Origin of the sequence: Paenibacillus sp. FSL H7-0716 (assembly GCF_038002705.1) — a bacterium.
GTDB classification, from domain to species: Bacteria; Bacillota; Bacilli; order Paenibacillales; family Paenibacillaceae; genus Paenibacillus_AQ; species Paenibacillus_AQ odorifer.
In genome coordinates this window covers 22,353-39,507 of the sequence record NZ_JBBODA010000001.1, presented here as the reverse complement: position 1 = coordinate 39,507, position 17,155 = coordinate 22,353, and the positions used below count along the sequence as shown (strand labels likewise).

19 protein-coding genes are annotated in these 17,155 nt (G+C 41.9%); 3 read left to right on the top strand and 16 right to left on the bottom strand.

All coding sequences use genetic code 11. The features are described from left to right. Nucleotides 1-283: 283 nt before the first annotated feature. Nucleotides 284-718 carry a DUF4395 domain-containing protein gene (locus MHH60_RS00225; RefSeq protein ID WP_076126204.1) on the top strand — a complete coding sequence of 145 codons (435 nt, stop codon included), beginning with the start codon at nt 284-286 and terminating at the stop codon, nt 716-718. Between the two features lie 11 nt (nt 719-729). Here MHH60_RS00225 and MHH60_RS00220 read toward each other — a convergent pair whose 3' ends face one another. From MHH60_RS00220 to mraY, 14 genes are all read right to left on the bottom strand, one after another. Next, entirely contained in the window at nt 730-1,263 is a 534-nt protein-coding gene (locus tag MHH60_RS00220) for a hypothetical protein (RefSeq protein WP_076135159.1), read from the bottom strand. A 64-nt stretch (nt 1,264-1,327) separates the two neighbouring features. After that, nucleotides 1,328-1,747 (bottom strand): NUDIX hydrolase, encoded by a 420-nt coding sequence (locus MHH60_RS00215; RefSeq protein ID WP_143766690.1) that lies wholly within the window; start codon nt 1,745-1,747, stop codon nt 1,328-1,330. 47 nt (nt 1,748-1,794) lie between these two features. Further along, on the bottom strand, nt 1,795-2,670 hold the full coding sequence (locus MHH60_RS00210; RefSeq protein WP_076135162.1) for a serine/threonine protein kinase: 876 nt from the start codon (nt 2,668-2,670) through the stop codon (nt 1,795-1,797). A gap of 46 nt (nt 2,671-2,716) precedes the next feature. Next, on the bottom strand, nt 2,717-2,986 hold the full coding sequence (locus MHH60_RS00205; protein ID WP_076126195.1) for a PQ-loop domain-containing transporter: 270 nt from the start codon (nt 2,984-2,986) through the stop codon (nt 2,717-2,719). Between the two features lie 80 nt (nt 2,987-3,066). Further along, complete coding sequence (locus tag MHH60_RS00200) at nt 3,067-4,056, bottom strand: ROK family protein (RefSeq protein ID WP_076135164.1); 990 nt, start codon at nt 4,054-4,056, stop codon at nt 3,067-3,069. A gap of 36 nt (nt 4,057-4,092) precedes the next feature. After that, a complete protein-coding gene (gene pdxR / locus MHH60_RS00195) occupies nt 4,093-5,592 on the bottom strand; it encodes a MocR-like pyridoxine biosynthesis transcription factor PdxR (protein WP_076135165.1) in 1,500 nt (499 codons plus the stop codon). Nucleotides 5,593-5,623: 31 nt separating this feature from the next. Then, nucleotides 5,624-5,935 (bottom strand): AzlD domain-containing protein, encoded by a 312-nt coding sequence (locus MHH60_RS00190; protein WP_076135167.1) that lies wholly within the window; start codon nt 5,933-5,935, stop codon nt 5,624-5,626. Further along, complete coding sequence (locus MHH60_RS00185; RefSeq protein WP_076135169.1) at nt 5,932-6,648, bottom strand: AzlC family ABC transporter permease; 717 nt, start codon at nt 6,646-6,648, stop codon at nt 5,932-5,934. Before MHH60_RS00185 ends, MHH60_RS00190 begins: the two co-directional genes overlap by 4 nt. 147 nt (nt 6,649-6,795) lie before the next feature. After that, nucleotides 6,796-7,899 carry a PRK06851 family protein gene (locus MHH60_RS00180; RefSeq protein WP_076135171.1) on the bottom strand — a complete coding sequence of 368 codons (1,104 nt, stop codon included), beginning with the start codon at nt 7,897-7,899 and terminating at the stop codon, nt 6,796-6,798. 103 nt (nt 7,900-8,002) lie between these two features. After that, nucleotides 8,003-8,446: an NUDIX hydrolase gene (locus tag MHH60_RS00175; RefSeq protein ID WP_076135240.1), complete on the bottom strand. Its 444-nt coding sequence runs from the start codon at nt 8,444-8,446 to the stop codon at nt 8,003-8,005. A 44-nt stretch (nt 8,447-8,490) separates the two neighbouring features. Next, nucleotides 8,491-9,111, bottom strand: a complete 621-nt coding sequence (locus tag MHH60_RS00170) for a thermonuclease family protein (protein WP_076135173.1) — start codon at nt 9,109-9,111, stop codon at nt 8,491-8,493. 151 nt (nt 9,112-9,262) lie between these two features. After that, nucleotides 9,263-10,432, bottom strand: a complete 1,170-nt coding sequence (locus MHH60_RS00165) for an MFS transporter (protein WP_076135175.1) — start codon at nt 10,430-10,432, stop codon at nt 9,263-9,265. A gap of 81 nt (nt 10,433-10,513) precedes the next feature. Then, nucleotides 10,514-10,825: an ArsR/SmtB family transcription factor gene (locus MHH60_RS00160; RefSeq protein WP_076135242.1), complete on the bottom strand. Its 312-nt coding sequence runs from the start codon at nt 10,823-10,825 to the stop codon at nt 10,514-10,516. Nucleotides 10,826-10,931: 106 nt separating this feature from the next. Further along, complete coding sequence (gene mraY / locus MHH60_RS00155) at nt 10,932-11,885, bottom strand: phospho-N-acetylmuramoyl-pentapeptide-transferase (RefSeq protein ID WP_076135177.1); 954 nt, start codon at nt 11,883-11,885, stop codon at nt 10,932-10,934. 298 nt (nt 11,886-12,183) lie between these two features. Between mraY and MHH60_RS00150 the strand changes: the two genes are divergently transcribed. Next, the gene (locus MHH60_RS00150) at nt 12,184-12,804 is read left to right on the top strand and encodes a TetR/AcrR family transcriptional regulator (RefSeq protein WP_076135180.1); all 621 of its coding nucleotides are present in this window, start codon (nt 12,184-12,186) and stop codon (nt 12,802-12,804) included. A gap of 47 nt (nt 12,805-12,851) precedes the next feature. Next, nucleotides 12,852-15,155, top strand: coding sequence for an MMPL family transporter (locus MHH60_RS00145; RefSeq protein ID WP_076135181.1), 2,304 nt, complete (start codon nt 12,852-12,854; stop codon nt 15,153-15,155). Nucleotides 15,156-15,255: 100 nt separating this feature from the next. Here the strand turns inward: MHH60_RS00145 and MHH60_RS00140 are convergent, their stop codons facing one another. Both MHH60_RS00140 and MHH60_RS00135 read right to left on the bottom strand, forming a co-directional pair. Further along, a complete protein-coding gene (locus MHH60_RS00140) occupies nt 15,256-16,386 on the bottom strand; it encodes a GNAT family N-acetyltransferase (RefSeq protein ID WP_081388980.1) in 1,131 nt (376 codons plus the stop codon). A 36-nt stretch (nt 16,387-16,422) separates the two neighbouring features. Then, entirely contained in the window at nt 16,423-17,052 is a 630-nt protein-coding gene (locus MHH60_RS00135) for a hypothetical protein (RefSeq protein ID WP_076135183.1), read from the bottom strand. Nucleotides 17,053-17,155: the final 103 nt, after the last annotated feature.

The window sequence follows — 17,155 nt, the reverse complement described above, 5'->3', positions numbered from 1 at the left end:
GTCCGTTAATCTTTCAATAGGTTACATTTCGAGCAAATAAGGACTCTGGAGTCCGATGGAGTGAAGCAGAAGAGGTGAAGGAGAGAAGACCCAATGTGCTGTGGAGAGGAGATGAGGACGTAATGTGCTTAATGGGTGGGATGCTATTAAAGCCCATCCCCTCCAGCTAACTCCATACCTTCTCCATCCCTCACTAATCCACTCTCGCACGAAATTATCTACTTCCCATTCCCCCAATCCCAGCGTATACTATAATTATTCCAATGAGAAAGGTGTGAATAAGATGCAAAACGTGCCCAAAGGAATTCCCCGGCCATTAGTAAAAACTAATCAGGCGTTTATCGTCATTTCTGTAATATTAACATGGCTAACAGGACAACACTGGATACTAGCGCTGCCCTTGTTTGCCGGATTACTCGGTCTTTTGTTCGGTTATAATCCCATCATTAAGCTAGCTGCCAGGTTTCTGACAAAAGAGCGTTCCCACTATGTACTCGAAGACTGGTCACAACAACAGTTTAATCAAAGCATAGCTGTCTTCTGCCTCGCAGGGGGTCTGATCAGCTTCATCGTTGGCTGGACGATCGCAGCTTACATTTTCACAGCGCTCGTTGCGGTGGCCGCCACTGTGGCAATCCTAGGTTTTTGTATCGGATGTTTTATCCATTATCAATGGAGAATGTACAATTACAGACGTAAACAAAGCAGCACTAATTAAATTTCTTAATCTTAATCTTTCTCTTCTCCAACAACATCCCAACGATGGCGAAATTTTAGTAACCGTGGATGCAGTGATGAAGGTGCAGCTGGCAACAATAACCGAATCTTTACAATCCACTCTTCAAAAGAAGAATAAGATGCAAACTGATTCGCCACCTCAGGCGTTAAATACAGAAAAATCGGCGAAGGATAGATCTCCAAAAGATGCCGCAGCGCTGAATCAAGCGGAGTATACTTCTTTCGTTTTCCTTCCAAACTCTCTACCGTAATAAAGCTACGCCCTTGCTCCCTTTTCCATTCATGCAGCCGGTCCTCTCGCTTATAATAAGCGCTCACCGGCTCTTTGGTCATCCGTCGCACCGTTTCCTCATGAAGTGGATATAACACCAGTTTGGTGAAACGCCGGTCTGTTGCAGTTTTTGCCGCCAATTCAAGCTCTTGATCTGTTATATGTTCAAAAGAGTCGTAAAACACTAAAGTCCCTTTACGTTGCTCAACTGGTGGCTCATAGCCATAGGGTACATGCTGAATGTCTCTTTTCAATGAAATCCCTCCTGCTTGTTCTATTTATTAATCATATCATGTGACAACAGCAGGGCTATCATTCTTATCCTACAGCTGAAGATGAATGGTTAATGAAATCCTGAACTTTTAATATCAAAGCTGGGTAAATCAAGGGATACGTCAGCTCTTTTGGTATCTCAGTAAATCCTCTGATTTCTGCCATCTCATAAGGAGGAAGTTCTGCGAACTGTTCCACATTTGCAAAATATAACTTACCATAATTTTCTGGAGCGTCGATACTAGTGACCCTATAAATAGCTATTGGAAAAAGTGAGAATTGTTCCGCACCCGTTTCTTCATATAATTCTCTGGCAGCAGCCTGCTCCGGGGTTTCGCCAACCTCTATATGCCCTCCGGCAAACTCCCACGTCGAACGGTCCTGATGTCTCGCTAAGATCCATTCTTCACCATGTTTAACCATAATAGCAACGTACTTCAGGTCAACTTCTTTTTCCTTATCCAACTCAAAAAAGTTTACCTGCAATTATATCCCTCGCCTTCCCACCAGCCTCAAACATTCTTTGCCGCATCCCATGCCAATTTAAATTCTGCTACATTCCGATACCGCTGCTCCCTCACCGCACTGACGGCCCGTAAAGCTACCTCGTAGAGGGCTTGACTGGTTTCCCATTTTACAAACGATCGATCGGATGCTCCTCCTAATAAAACAAATGCTGTGGCGCCCATATTAAATACATTCGTAACTTCATCAATCGGCGCATCCAAGCTAAACTCTTCCGGTGACTTGAATCTGGATGAACCCCAGAAGTTCTCTCCCAGATCATTTACAGTAGGCTTTAGTCTATAATAATCAATATCACAAATTTTAGTTTCATCGTTTACAAAATCATATAGAATACTTCCATCATAAAAATCAACAGCCACATAACCCTGTAACTCCACATGTTCATGAAACGAAATGATTACATCTAATGAAGACAGACGTTTTTCAACGGATAATTGCTTATAACGAAAAAAAGGCGACTCCGGGTGACTCAGCTTCGCTTCTCCCGCAAACAGCCAATGCGAATGTAAACATTCACCTGCAAACCAATCAAAAACTGCTACATACCCCGACTCAACTTCAAAATGCGACAGTAGCGGGATCAGCGTATCATATCTAAGTTCGTGATATAACGGAATAGCTTCAATTAAACGGTTAACAGCATCCTGAGGATTCCCGGCATAAGTCAAAGGTCTCGCCCCAGCAAATTTCACAAAATACTTCTTCCCATGCTGCTCCACAGCAAAAGAAAGATTTCCGGAGTCTTGCTGATCGAATACTTTAAACACTTTTCCCAGCTTAGTTAACCAAGCAAAATCACAGGCTTCCTGTAATTGAAAAGTTACGGCATCGATTTCATATGTATAATTTTTTTCGCGCAAATTAACCTCCTGCATTCACTTTCTAGATTAAATTTATAAGCTTCATTCATGGTCTTGTTCGATATTTAATCACTAGAATAATAACCAGCAATACAACACATAAAGACATCGTATTCGTAATCAAAAAAGCTAATCCAACCCCCGTAACCGCCAAACTGATCGCATAAGCTTCCATTAGACTAATCCCGAGCAGCATAAGTAAATACGATTTGAGATTTAAATCGGCTACGGATTTTGATTTGAGGATTTGAACAATCTGCGGGATCCATCCCAAAGAAAGAATCACTCCACCTATTAATTGCATGATTGCAAACATAAGAGCACCTCCACGGTTTTATACAGTTGTATTCCGGGTGGCTCAATCTGGTTCCATTTCATGTAAAAAAACAAATAACACTAAGCAAAGTTTAATTTCCCTGCATCTTGCAGCTTACTATACGCATAAGAGGCCGCACCTATAGTTCCTGCCCGACTCCCAAGCTCTGCTTGAACAATTTCACACTTCCTGCTTGATAGCTTCAACGCATGCTGATGTACAGTCTCTCTTACAGATTGGAGCAATTTATCTCCCGCAGCTGCCATTCCCCCACCTACAATAATAAGATCCGGGTTGAGGATATTCACAACATTCGCTAATCCAAATCCAAGTATAGTTCCAGTCTCCTGCATTACTTCCATAGAGAGAGCGTCTCCAAGTTCGTAAGCCTCAGATATCATTAACGCGGTAATTTGCTCATCTTGATCCTTAGTCCAAGTCTGAATAACACTTGTTCGTCCTTCTTTCAGCTTCTCTTTAAAAGTATTCACCATGCCAATCGCGGATACATAACGCCCCAAACAACCGGAGCTTCCACATTTGCAGGGACGCCCGTTCCTGTACATATTCATATGCCCAATTTCACCAGCGCTATAAGATGTACCGTAGATCACTTTTCCATCGTTCACAATACCCGACCCTAATCCCGTTCCCAAGGTAATCAGAACCAGATTGTTATACCCTCTCCCTGCACCTTGTTGCCATTCACCATAAAGATTAACCCTAACATCGTTATCAATAAAAGTAGGAAAGTCATAGAATTTTTTCATCTCATCTACAACATGTACATGCTCCCAATCCGGAAAATTCGGTGAGAAAAAAGAAATTCCCGTTACTGGATCCAGTAATCCCGGCACTCCGATCCCCATTCCTTCTACCAAATCCAATGCAATATTCGCTTCATCCGTGATTAAACGTACAGCTTCTCTAATCCGTCCCAACACATGGGCTGGGCCCTTAGCAGCCTCTGTTGGTATAGATCTTTCTTTTACAGCTATAAAATCAGTATCGTAAATCCCTGCTTTAATATTGGTTCCGCCAAGATCAATCCCTAACATATACCGTTTCATAAAAACCTCCAGAATTAGATATTCTATCGCTTTCGATTAAGTTCTAGTACTAACTGCCGCTTCCGTTTCAGCTAACATCAAGCGGTTCACACCCATCTTAATCTGATTCTCGGTGAGATTAGAATAACCAAGTAGAAAGACAGGACCTTGAGGTTTACTGCCCACAAAATAAGAAGACGCAGGATAGACCCGAACTCCATATCGTAACGCCAATTCAGCTATGCGATGCTCTTCGGCATTGGATTCCAGCTCAATCAATAAATGAAGACCCGCCTCTTCCCCATAATAGCGGACACGACTGCCAAATTCAGCATCCAAACTTTTTACTAGACAAGCCCTGCGGGCAGCATAAAGTTTCCCCATCTGCGTAACATGCCTTGCATAATGTCCATTCTGAATAAATTCCGCCAACGCTTCCTGATCCAGAGCAGAAGACATACGATCTGTTATCCATTTGACCGCCAAAAAAGGTTGAATCAGAGTCGGAGGCAATACAACATAACCTATGCGCAGAGAAGGAAATAACACTTTACTAAAACTGCCTACATAAATTACTCTACCGTCCACATCTAGTCCAGCAAGTGATGATAGCTTCGAACCCTCGTACCTGTATTCACTATCATAATCATCTTCAATAATAAAAGCTTGATTGGCTTTGGCCCATTCCAGTAACTGCACTCTTCGTTTCATCGACAGGGTCACCCCAAAAGGAAACTGATGCGAAGGAGTGACATAAGCTAGTTTTGGTTTTTTATGAGGACCATCTTTGATGTGATCACACCTTGCTTGGAGCTCATCTACAGAGATACCCTCTAGGTCAACTCTGATGGGTGTAACCACCGCTCCAGCGAACGAAAAAATCTCCCGCACAACGTTATGTGATGGATCTTCAACAATAACATGATCACCTTTTGAAACAAAAATTCTCGATAATATATCCAATGCCTGCGTTGCCCCGGATGTAATCACAATTTGCTCCGGAACCACGGGCATCGAACGTGTGGACCGTAATAAACGTGCAATCTCTTGGCGTAGTCCCAAAGAGCCCTCGACCGGGCCGTAACCCAAAGTATCAGGAGATGCACGACGACAGGCATTCATTAATGCTTTTTGCCACTGATCCATTGGAAAAGCGTCCCATGCAGGTACACCGTGCCGAAAATTACATAATACTGTGTTCAAGTCGTTTTCTATAATAGAAGTAGGATTGAGTGTAAGGAAATCAGGACCTTTCGTTATAAAATTGTAAGGGTTCTCAGAATTCTGGGGATCTTTCTCTTCCACCGGCAGTCCCGCTATATAGGTTCCTGCCCCTTTTCTCATCTCCAGATAACCCTCTGCTTGAAGTAGCTCGTAGGATTGAAGAATTACACTTCTGGATACTTCCAGTTGATTAGCCAAAGTCCTTGATGGAGGCAGTGAATCCCCCCCACTTAAAGCTCCTGAATGGATAGCATTACGAATCTGCTCATAAATTTGACGGCTTAATGGAATGGGTCTTTGTTTATCGAGAGTAATCAGCAAATCATGCTTCATAAGATTTCCTACCCTTCTAATCCGGGTTTTCTTAATGGTTCATAATAAGGATTTTTACAATTAGTGCTGCAGAAACAGCACCTAAGATCACGAGTAACAGCGGGATTTTCCTAATTAATACCAGTATAACAGCGACTATACCCGAAGCGATACCTACAAGATTGTCATCTGCGTCCACCTGAAATATCCCAGGAACCGTTAAAGCACTAAGAACCGCGATAGGCAAATATTCCAACAAAGCTTGGACTTTGGAAGAGCCATTCGTATGCTTTGTCAGCAGCAAAGGTACAAAACGAAATGAAAATGTAAGGATTGCCATCCCGATAATGATCAGAATAGTCATACGGATACCTCCTTTTCTACTTCAGCTTGCTCTCGAAATAAGGAGCCTACTGCCATACCCATTAACATAGCTGCAAGTATCGAGGAGTTTCCAAGTACGGGATGTAGGAGCCATGAAGAACCCGCCGCTGCTAAACATATGGCCAAATTCCGAAGGCTTCCCTTTAGTTGTGGCACTACTAGTGCTATCAGTAAGGCATATAATGAGGTGTTCAAAGCAGGTAAGTATATAGCCGGAATGTAGGATGCCAGCGATATTCCCGCAGCTGTTGCCAGCAAATTTGCTATATACGGAGGAATTTGTAGACCCAGCAAATATAGAAGAGTTATATTTTCTTTTGAATGATTGCGGGGGATCATACTAACAGCGTACACTTCTTCTGTTAAACTGAATCCAATCCAGACTTTTGCCAGTGGATTGATTGTACGGTCAAGCTGACCCCCAAAAGATAGGCTGATAAACAAATATCTTAAATTAATGATCAACGTAAGCAGCAGGATCATTGGAGCGGCGGCCCCAGCGGCAAGCATTTTTACGCCAATAAATTGGCTGGCTCCCGCAAATACGAGCGCTGACAATAAGAACACTTCCAGACTCCCCAGGCCTAATCCCTTACCGACCAATCCAAACGTAAAACAAGCAGGAATAAATCCTGCAACAATAGCTACAGAATCCTTAAGACCCGTTCTAAACATCACTTTCTGATCACTCATAAGTTTCTCTCTCCCTTATCGTTGTCCCTAGAGAGAGCATACTTGAATACAATTCTGGTGGAAATAACCGCACGGGTGCGTATGTACCCTACCAATTTCTTGACATAGAAAAAAGACCGCCCGCTAAGAGAGCGATCTTTAAGAAGGTTAAACCTCCTGAGGACTTTCCACAATCCCGATGATTTCTTGTTGAATTTGGGATTTAATCTGATCTACATGGTCAAAATCTGTAGCTGCGGCATAGATTGTCTTTAACTCATCCAAAAATACTTTGGCATCTGTCAGATGTTGAATGGATTGTTTCATGGTGCTGGAATATCGCTCTTTAATACCTGCGATGGCTTCGGCAAAAGCTTCATCCGTACCTGGCTGTATGCACCGTGAATACATATCAACAATCTCGTCAGAGGCACGGTCAGGGAAATACTCATGCGGAGCTGTACTGTCAAAAATAGCAAACCCAAGCTCGCGTACGATAATCATATCAAGACTGTTCGGATCAAAACCACAGTGGTAAATCTCAACATTGACACCACGTTTTATTCCTTCAGCCGCCAATTTTTTTAAAAGTGTAGATTTACCGGAACCCGCGCGACCTTTTACGAGATATCTTTTTAGGCCTGCGGTTAAATTAGGTACAAAATCCACGGCACCCTTAGGCGTAGCTGCACCTAAAAAACGGTGATCCACCCGGCTTGCTTTTTCGAAGTTCTGATCACCATACAGAAGTTGAATATACTCCTGAGTCAGCTCATCAGCGGCTTGGAAATTCATTGTCGCAATATAAATCGCTTCCCATTCGTCATGAATGCGGAGTGCTTCAGCAAAGCCTGAATAAGCGAGTTCATGCTCTTCCGTGTACTGATCAACTAAGCTGTCGATCTCAACACAACGCTGGCTTAACTGGAGCGTATCGACGGCCTGCTCCAAATTCACATGTACGATGGCCTCTTCAGGCACTTCTGGCTTAATAACCCGTGGAGCCGTACCATCTATAATTCCTACTTTTAATTCAGGAATAACCACTCCGTCGAGTGAATCATTATCTGACGCTGTGTGAATTAACCAGATCTCATAACCTTGTTGAACCAGGAGATCTCCGATTTCTCGAATGATTCTAGTTTTCCCCGTACCGGGGCCTCCTTTTAAAACAAACAAACGTGTTAAACCTTGCAATGACGACTCATAGAGGTTAGAGAAGCCGTGAGCTGTGTTGCCGCCAGCAAAGAAATTCAGGATTGTTCCGTCCATAATCGCACACCTTTCCGGGCTGATGTCATGTTTCATTGTTCATCTTATTAACATACCCAGGGAAAGGTGACGCTTTGAGTGAGATGTGGTTTCGTTAGCCGGTTCAGTTACAAATAAAACGATCCAAAAACCTCTTAATGACGGGAACATCAGGAGGAGACAGCTCGCTTGGCAATTCTTCATAACTAAAAAAACGCAATTCTTGCACTTCAATTCCATCTACTTCTAGCTCTCCATCAAAGTCTGTGCATAGATATGCAACCACAACATTATATACTTCATCACCGTGCGGATATTTATAATAAAGATCTTTTCCAGAGAACATGTCGAACAATTCAAGACCTTTGGCTGTTAAGCCTGTTTCCTCAAAAAGCTCCCTCTTAGCGACCTCTTCTAAAGTCTCCCCAAGCTCCATCGAGCCACCTGGCAGACCCCAGCATCCGTTGTCCATTCTACGTTGCAATAATAATTGATGATTGCTGCACAATAAAACACAGGCACCTGCCATTATAAGCGGTCTGGTACCTACCAGCTTTCTTAACTCCATAATATAATCGCTCAAAAAACTACATCCTTTCTTCTAATTAAAGCTTATTTCTTTTTCTGCACATGAAAACCATTGTCTTGCGCGTAATTTTCAATGCTCCAAATACCTATTCCCCGCTCTCGCGCCTTATCCTGAATCGCTCGAAATTGATCTACGTATTTTGTATTAGGTGCAAATACATAGGCTACACGTGCATAACCCTGCTCTAGCAGAATCTCATTGAACATTTTCCCATCTATATAGAGGTAACAAAGTAGGCGGCCATATTTGTCCCGCTCCGATACATCTAGTTCAATTTGTACATCTTTATCCGTAAGCATCTTTTTTGCGAAATCAGAAGCTTCTAGCGAAAATGGCTGTGGTTCAGGGATATTCGGATTCACTGACTCTGGAGTATCGACCAGCAATAAACGAATGGTTTCCTTTTTGCCGCCTATAGTCAGCTTCATGGTGTCACCATCGACTACTCGTGTTACCTTTGCATCTATTAAACGTTTGTTGTCCTCTGTTGTATTCTCTGGCGTAGGCTTCAAACCAGAACTGGAATCAGCCGTAATCGTCGGAACTGGTTCTAAAGTAATCTGCTCGGCTAAGTTGCAGGCAGTTGTTGTTCCAAGTAAGAGTGTGATGGCTAAAAAGCTTTTTACTAGATAAATCTTATTCATTGTTAACCTCTTTCTTATACACGTATGTAATTTCATGGGGTCTATTAAAAGTAAATTAAAACACTTAAAAACACAAGACTGTACTACCAATCATAGAAATAGCGACAACCATGTACCAGAAAAAAGATACTTGGCTATCGCTGTTTCGCCTTTACTCTACTTCCACCACGTTTAATTTGGAAATCTTTATTTTGATAATGATCGATAAGAAAGCAAGCAGAGAAAACACAATTCCGATCCAGATGAGTTGATGTATTCCTGCATGAGAAATAAACCAACCACCGAAAGCAGTCCCTATAGTAATTCCAAGGTTGGAAAATGAGATAAACAAGCTGTTACCGAATTCGGGAGCTTCTTTCGCTTCGGTCGTTAACCATGCTTGACTGACAATCAATCCACCGGAATGCACTGCCCCCCAAATGATTATAATAACAACCATCGGAAGGAAATAAGAACCTAGATAATACACGAACAAGTAAGTTCCCGCATATAACAGTGGAAACATAATAACGGTTTTTGTAATACCTTTATGCAAAAGGCTTCCAAATAAAAAATTCCCAAAAATCATGATTATCCCAAAGGCCATCAACATGATACTAATCCATGACCCGTTCATATGTGTTACCTGCCCAAGATATTCAGCAAAGTAACTGTACACAGAAAACATAGCTGCAAAGATAAAAATAACTGCCACAATATTTAACCACAATAGGGGTTTGCGTAAAATACCAAGTTGTTTACCATATGACATTTTTTCTTTAACTGGCATGGAAGGAAGCCAAGCTAGTATTCCTAAAAAGGCAATTATACTTACAAAAGCTCCAAATAAAAAAGCGACTTCTAACGAAATTTTGTCCGCGAGATAAGAAGTCAAAGGCACACCAAAAGCAAACCCCACCGTTATTCCGGCGAAAACCTTTGTCACCGCTTTAGTGCTCTTTTCCGGAGGGACAAGTTGGGCAGCGGTAACAAGTGCAACTGAAAAAAACACGGGATGAAAAATAGCAGGGATAATACGGAAAATCAGCATTACTTCAAACATGGTCGTATACGCATAAACAATATTTGAAATTGCAAAAATAAGCACAGCAGTTAATAGAATTACTTTACGATTAATTCCAGAAGCCAATAAGGTCAGAAATGGACCTGAAATAGCAACAACTAAAGCAAATACACTTACAAGCCATCCAGACTGAGAAGTTGATATATTAAATTTTTGAGTTACCTGTGGCAGAATACCTATAATCCCCATTTCCGTTGTAATAATGCCAAATACGCCTAAAGCCAAAATAATAATAAGTAAAGGGTTAACCTTTTTCATTTTAAAATAATCCTCCATTTATATTTACATATTTAGATTTGTAGATATGTAATATCAAAAAAAAGCCCTTCCTCCTCTCTCCTATAGTTTCTCTTTAATATAATCGGAAAATTCTTGAATTGTCTTTTCGTTTCGACGATAATACGTCCACTTCCCAATTCGCTCAGATTCCAGCAAACCAGCTTTTTGCATGGTCAATAGATAGCTCGAAATAACCGACTGTGCAAGCCCCGCTTTAGCTTGAATATCTCCCACGCAAATCCCGATTCGAAAATTTAGGCCTTGTTGTAAATAAGGCTTTTCATCAAAAAATTCCTCGGGAGTTTTTAGCCACATCATAATTTGACTACGAGTCTCGTTAGACAACGCTTTGAATATCAATAAAGGTTCCATGTGTTCCATTATATCTATTTTTATAGATTTGTAAATACAAAAGATGCCGATCTCTCGTTGTTGCAATATTATTATGTAGATTCATGTTTCGTATCGAATTGTTCGTTTAGTGTATTAAATATTCCCAAAACAACCAGCAAAGTAGTACGGATACCCACGAAATGAAACCAAAAATCATCACGATTTTGTTCTCACTCCATCCGTATTTTAAGCTGAAATGGTAATGGATCGGAGCCATCCGGAATAGCCGCAGCTTCGTCCGTTTGTAGTACCAAACTTGTAAAATGACCGACAACTGCTCCGCAAAATAAACGAAAAATAAAATCGGAAGCAAAAGCTCAACCTTTTCAATGACAGCCAGAACGGAAAGGGAGCCACCGATCGCCAGTGATCCAGTATCGCCCATAAACGCTCTTGCAGGATAAATATTGTAAAGCAAAAGCCCTAGCAGACAACCGATCATAACAAGTGAAAATGTCTGCACTTCAGGTTTGTCCGAAATCATGAAAAAGAAAAAATACGATGGTATGGCAACATTGATCAGTAGCCCATCGAGACCATCTGTAAAATTGATGGCATTCGCGGAGCCGACCACAAACAGCAAAATGATGGCCACATAAAGGTACACAGGCAACTGCAGATTTTGCCCTTTAAATAACTCGATATCACTCGTCAGGCCGAACGAATGGAACAACACATATAATATAATTGCAGTAAAAAGAAATTGAAGCACTAGTTTTGAGCGACCACTGATGCCGGATGGATTTTGCCAAAAAGCCTTTTTGAAATCATCCAAAAATCCGACTGAACTAAACAACAAAAACGTAACGCATAAGAGTAACATTAGAGGCCCGGGTTGAAACTGCAGCGAAATCGCTATCCCGATAAGCAGGATCAACCCTGCCATTAGTGGTGTACCCCGTTTGGCCTGATGCTCTGCTGGAAGCTCGGCACGAATCGGCTGCGTTAACCTCAGTCTATGCAGCGTCCAGATTAATAGAGGCGTAAACACCGCCACCAGAAGAAAAGACAGGCCGGAAACAGCCAGAATTCCATACATATAACGAACTCCCCTCTTTGAAAAAGATCAGTTTTATAATTCTCACAAAATATTTCTAGAGTTAATGAGGTCGTCTGTAATTATGTACTCTTTTCATCTGTTGATAAAGAGAAATTATTCTATTTTTATTTCCTGTTTTCTGGTCTGTAACAGCTGAGAGTTTTCTATAAGCAGATCCCTAAGTATAAACTTGCCCAATGAGAAAGTTTGCACTTTGGGCAAGTTTACATTAGTATATAGTCATTAATCCTAATCTTCACCACAATAACAGCCAAATGGGAGGTGTATACATAAAATTATGATTAAACAAACGTTGAGAGATTTCAAAAAAGAAGCCACTGAAAAAGCGCTAGCTGAAGCGGCATTCGAACTTGCACTTGAACATGGGTTGGACGGTTTTGTTGTTGAAGATATCGTGCAAAAAGCCGGCTACTCCAGAAGAACTTTCGCAAACTATTTCACATGCAAGGAAGAGGCAGTTGCGAGGGGAGCAGTTACCGTTCGGAACACGAATGAGTATGAGGAATTGCTCACCAAAATCCCTGCTAATGCCTCCTTGCTTGACACCCTATATCAGCTAATAAAGATGCAACTTACAGCTGAGCTTATAGGGAGGTTACGTGAGCTTTCATTACTTTCCCGAGAATTCCCTGCCCTTGAGCCCCATTTTCTAAGAGCCATACATCTTACGCAAACTGAAGCACAAAAAACATTGTTGTACTTGTCAAATGGAAAGTATGACGAGGTCTATACTTATCTGCTTATTAACTCAGTATATGGAACTGTACTTCCTTTGATTGAAGGAAAACTTAATGTACAGCTTCCGGGACAGACGACGAGCAACAATCCAAGTCCTGAAACGCTTACCTTTGATCAATTTTTGGAAACTATTTACGGTTATTTACGCAACGGATTCTAATAGGCTAACCATCAGTTTTAATCATAGAGGGAGTGTAAAATAGATACATGTCAACATTATTATACAGAGTGGGAAAAAACGCTTATCGCAAACCTGGATACTTCATTTTAGGTTGGATTTTAATTTTAGGAATTGTCATCTCTATGATCAGCATGAATGGTGTGCATATCAGTTCGGAAATGAAGATTGAAGGCACAGAATCGCAAAAGATTTTGGATCAATTAGCAACAGAACTTCCGGCTGCATCTGGTGGACAAGGGAGTGTCGTGTTCAAAGCACCTCAAAACGAGCGATTGGATACGCCAGAACGTCTGGCAGCGATCACTAAGGGTGTTAATGAGGTTTACGGTATAAACGAAGTAATTAATCCTGCGGATTATGCAGCGGAAGCAAGTAGTTCAACTACTGAAGCAACTCAGGCTGCCAGTATGGATCAGTCTGCAGCAGCCACAGCGCCCCTTTCCTATGGTCCTCTGATGGCAGATGGCGTTCCTGTGCCTGGTGTTATTCTTTCCGCAGACGGTAGAATTGCTTTGTTCCAATTCCAGTTTACTATTGAGCAATCTGCTATCTCTCAAGATATTTTTGATTCTGTAATTGATACCGTCAAGAATGTCGAGAAAGATACCAACATTACTGTACTGCCGGGTGAGACACTCAAATCAGTATCGATCGGTGTAGGATCAGCTGAGATTGTCGGACTTGTCATTGCTGCAATTGTTTTGCTGGTGACGCTTGGCTCTGTCGTTGCAGCAGGTTTGCCCCTTATAACTGCATTGCTTGGAGTCGGCATTGGTGTAGGTGGAGCATTTTCTATTTCCAAATTCATTGAAATGCCTAGTGTCACTTCCGTCTTGGCGCTTATGATTGGTTTAGCCGTCGGAATCGATTATGCTCTTTTCATTGTAAATCGCCAACGCCGGATGATTATTGATCAAGGATTAAGCGCACAAGAAGCTGCGGCTAGAGCAATTGGCACATCCGGCAGCGCCGTATTTTTCGCCGGTTTGACGGTTATTATCGCTCTCTGCGGTATGCTTGTAATCGGGCTCACTTTCTTATCTACGATGGCGTTAGTAGCAGCCGCTACCGTCCTCATCAACGTATTTGTTGCCTTAACCTTATTACCGGCATTGCTCGGATTGGTGGGTGAACGCATCTGTTCGCCTAAAGCTCGCAATAAAAACAAGGATCATCATAAAATGGGTAACCACGGTATAGCGGATAGATGGGTTAAATTCGTCATCAAGTATCGTTGGGTCACTATTGTTGCCATCGTCGTGGTACTTGGCGTAGCAGCAACCCCCATAGCGAAAATGGAAATGGGCATTCCCGGAGCTGCCTCTGCGAATTTGGACACGGTAGCAAGACAAAGTTATGATGCAATATCCGAGGGTTTTGGAGAGGGGTTTAACGGACCGCTTATTCTGGTTGCAGAACCAAAGAATTCTTCCACTCCAGTCACTCCGGAGCTCCTGGGAAATCTTATAAAAGAGCTTCAAGCTCAAAAGAATGTCGCGCAGGTCACTCCTCTGGGCATGACTAAGGATTTGGCTATCTTCAGTCTGATTCCAGAAACGGGTCCTAGCGATATAACAACCAAAAATCTGGTGAATGATTTACGGGCTACGGAATCTAGTATCGCTCAAAGTAATGATGTTAGACTCGGGGTTACCGGCTTTACCGCTGTTAACATCGATATGTCGGCCAAACTGGCAGATGTATTTCCCATTTATGTAGGAATCATCATTCTCCTATCACTCATTATTCTTCTGTTGGTATTTCGTTCGATTATCGTTCCTATCAAAGCTACGATCGGCTTTCTGCTTAGCATACTCGCTACCTTCGGGATCACCACAGCCGTGTTCCAATGGGGCTGGCTCCATTCTCTCTTCGGTTTTGACACCGGTGGACCATTGCTAAGCTTTATGCCAATCATCGTTACGGGTATCCTGTATGGGCTCGCGATGGACTATCAGGTTTTCCTTGTCAGTTCCATGCGTGAATCGTACGTTCATGGTCATGAGGGATCAGAGTCCGTTGTTCATGGATACAACCAGGTGAGCCGTGTCGTAGTAGGTGCTGCTATAATTATGATCTCCGTTTTTGCAGGGTTTATTTTTACGGATGATGTCATGATTAAACAAATCGGCTTTACACTGGCCGTAGGGATCTTAATCGATGCTTTCATTATTCGGATGGGATTAGTTCCTGCTGTAATGTCTATTTTCGGCAACAAAGCTTGGGCACTTCCAAAATGGCTCGACCGTATTCTGCCAAACCTGGATGTCGAAGGCGAGAAACTGATTGCTACACTCAATGCTAAAGACAAATCTAATTCCATGAAATAGAAACAATAATAAACAGCCTGAGTCCTGTTTTCCTAGGGTTCAGGCTGTTTTGTTTCTGTGGTAAGATTCGCTTCCCATGAAACGATGTTGTAGAAAGAGCTTAATAATTAAGGATTAAAGCTGGGCGCACACCGTAACAAGCTAAGTTGACATGTCCGTAACTGCGAATACTGCTACGGGTACCTACAAAATACGCACGTGAAGAAATCGCAGGTTGAGTTCTCAGCCACCACCATGAGCAGCCAAACTCTTCATCCTTCTCAAGGATATAATCAGCTTTGACTTTTTTATCATACACATATAATTTACATCCATCGTTCTTTTTCACTTTGGAGAATCCCGTTCCTATCGCCCTACGCTTCGCACGTAAAGTATCTTCACCAAGCTTAAAGGTCCATTCATTCGCCTCCGAAAAACTGAGCAGAAAAATCTTATCTTCCGTGTTTATACTTCCCTCTCCGTTATCTGAGCATTGTGTAGTCTTGATGAGCCTGTGCTCGGAGTCATTAAAAGCGGCATTATAAAAATCATCGTTCAACCACTTTCGCAAATCGGAGTCATGCCATGTAACATCAACATATTCACCGTGATACCGCCTGCAGTCCAAAATGTACTCGCTTAAAATGAACAGCTCTCTACCTGAATTTTGCAGCACCCGCCACTTTATCGGCATTTTTTCTGCTCCGTCCGCCATTTGCGGATAAGAGCCAATAGTAATTATTTCGCCGGGTTTTGCCCGCTCATACAGGGGAGTAAGATTGTCATTTTCATTACAAATCATAATAATAAATTCTGTAGTTCCTTTAACGATTTCAGCTTCCCGGCTAAATCCTAGTTTTTCATACAAGCGTATCGCTCTATCGTTGAACTTCGCCACTGTCAGCCGCTTTGGTTTTTCCTCGAATCTCTCATTAATATAGTTAAGGACTGTTGTGAAAAATAGAGTCCCATTCCCCTGTCCGGTTAACTCTGGCTTCATTCCTAAACCCACATCTATAAAATCCTGAGAATATGTATATTTATCATTTGGAACCTGTGCCGGACTTCCTACACAGAAGAATCCGATCAATTGTTTATTTGCATCAAGTACAGAAAAAAATGCTTCCTCTAGCATTTCACTTATAGCTTCAGGAGTTGTTTCATTATTGTAAAAATCATAGGGTGGATCATATTGCCAGCTTAAAATATCCCTAGCAGCATCAGCATTCAACTTTTCCACGTAAAGTTCCATTACGCATCCCCCTTTATTTTCAAAATTGATAAGTCCCTAAGTGTCTAGCTCCGCTAATTCCTGAAGAATTGTCTCTACATCACCATCAGGATTTAACGCTTTGATCATCTCTTTGGTAATGGCTGCACCCTCATAAACTTGTGCAACGACCTCTAAAGGGAGTGTGAGTTCAAAATAACCTTCGGCAAATTCCACAAAATCCTCAGCTGTGCGGAAAATAGTCCCTAGCAAAAAGTCCGAACCATCTTCTACCTCCGCTGGAATTTCTACCTTCCCCTTCTGCCACGTCAAGTCGTTATTTTCACGCCAAAAACAAAAAGTAACATCATCCTTAGCTATCGCCTCATCTTCCAGTAAAGACAATAGCGAGGTTGGGACCTCTTCATAGATTCCTGGCCAAACTTCATGTTCGTCACGCGCATATGGACTTACTTCGGACTCATGATCAAAACCTTTAATTATCGTTCCTTGAGGTGTAAAAATAATAAACAAATTATCACCTGAGCCATTATCGATCGATGCTAGAGAAACATTCTTATCAAATATAGAATCAAAACTATGATAGCGAAGCCAGTCCTCTGGACATAAGACAATATTTAGAGAAGCAAGTATTTTCATAAGTTTTTTTAAGTTTTCGGGTGCTGGTAAAATATCTAACACATTCATCTATGATTCCTCCCCAATGTAGATATTAATGATTTTAGCATATTCATGAATTCCGGGTGAAAAAAAAGACTACCCGAAGGTAGCCTTTCCAACTTAACAAAAC

Coding starts and splice junctions, on each gene's coding strand:
- MHH60_RS00165 (WP_076135175.1), bottom strand. CDS start 10,432: ATGAAAAAGGTTAACCCTTTACTTATTATTATTTTGGCTTTAGGCGTA.
- MHH60_RS00225 (WP_076126204.1), top strand. CDS start 284: ATGCAAAACGTGCCCAAAGGAATTCCCCGGCCATTAGTAAAAACTAAT.
- MHH60_RS00200 (WP_076135164.1), bottom strand. CDS start 4,056: ATGAAACGGTATATGTTAGGGATTGATCTTGGCGGAACCAATATTAAA.
- MHH60_RS00175 (WP_076135240.1), bottom strand. CDS start 8,446: ATGGAGTTAAGAAAGCTGGTAGGTACCAGACCGCTTATAATGGCAGGT.
- MHH60_RS00185 (WP_076135169.1), bottom strand. CDS start 6,648: ATGAGTGATCAGAAAGTGATGTTTAGAACGGGTCTTAAGGATTCTGTA.
- MHH60_RS00140 (WP_081388980.1), bottom strand. CDS start 16,386: ATGGAACTTTACGTGGAAAAGTTGAATGCTGATGCTGCTAGGGATATT.
- MHH60_RS00190 (WP_076135167.1), bottom strand. CDS start 5,935: ATGACTATTCTGATCATTATCGGGATGGCAATCCTTACATTTTCATTT.
- MHH60_RS00135 (WP_076135183.1), bottom strand. CDS start 17,052: ATGAATGTGTTAGATATTTTACCAGCACCCGAAAACTTAAAAAAACTT.
- MHH60_RS00170 (WP_076135173.1), bottom strand. CDS start 9,111: ATGAATAAGATTTATCTAGTAAAAAGCTTTTTAGCCATCACACTCTTA.
- pdxR (WP_076135165.1), bottom strand. CDS start 5,592: ATGAAGCATGATTTGCTGATTACTCTCGATAAACAAAGACCCATTCCA.
- MHH60_RS00160 (WP_076135242.1), bottom strand. CDS start 10,825: ATGGAACCTTTATTGATATTCAAAGCGTTGTCTAACGAGACTCGTAGT.
- mraY (WP_076135177.1), bottom strand. CDS start 11,885: ATGTATGGAATTCTGGCTGTTTCCGGCCTGTCTTTTCTTCTGGTGGCG.
- MHH60_RS00145 (WP_076135181.1), top strand. CDS start 12,852: ATGTCAACATTATTATACAGAGTGGGAAAAAACGCTTATCGCAAACCT.
- MHH60_RS00150 (WP_076135180.1), top strand. CDS start 12,184: ATGATTAAACAAACGTTGAGAGATTTCAAAAAAGAAGCCACTGAAAAA.
- MHH60_RS00180 (WP_076135171.1), bottom strand. CDS start 7,899: ATGGACGGAACAATCCTGAATTTCTTTGCTGGCGGCAACACAGCTCAC.
- MHH60_RS00205 (WP_076126195.1), bottom strand. CDS start 2,986: ATGTTTGCAATCATGCAATTAATAGGTGGAGTGATTCTTTCTTTGGGA.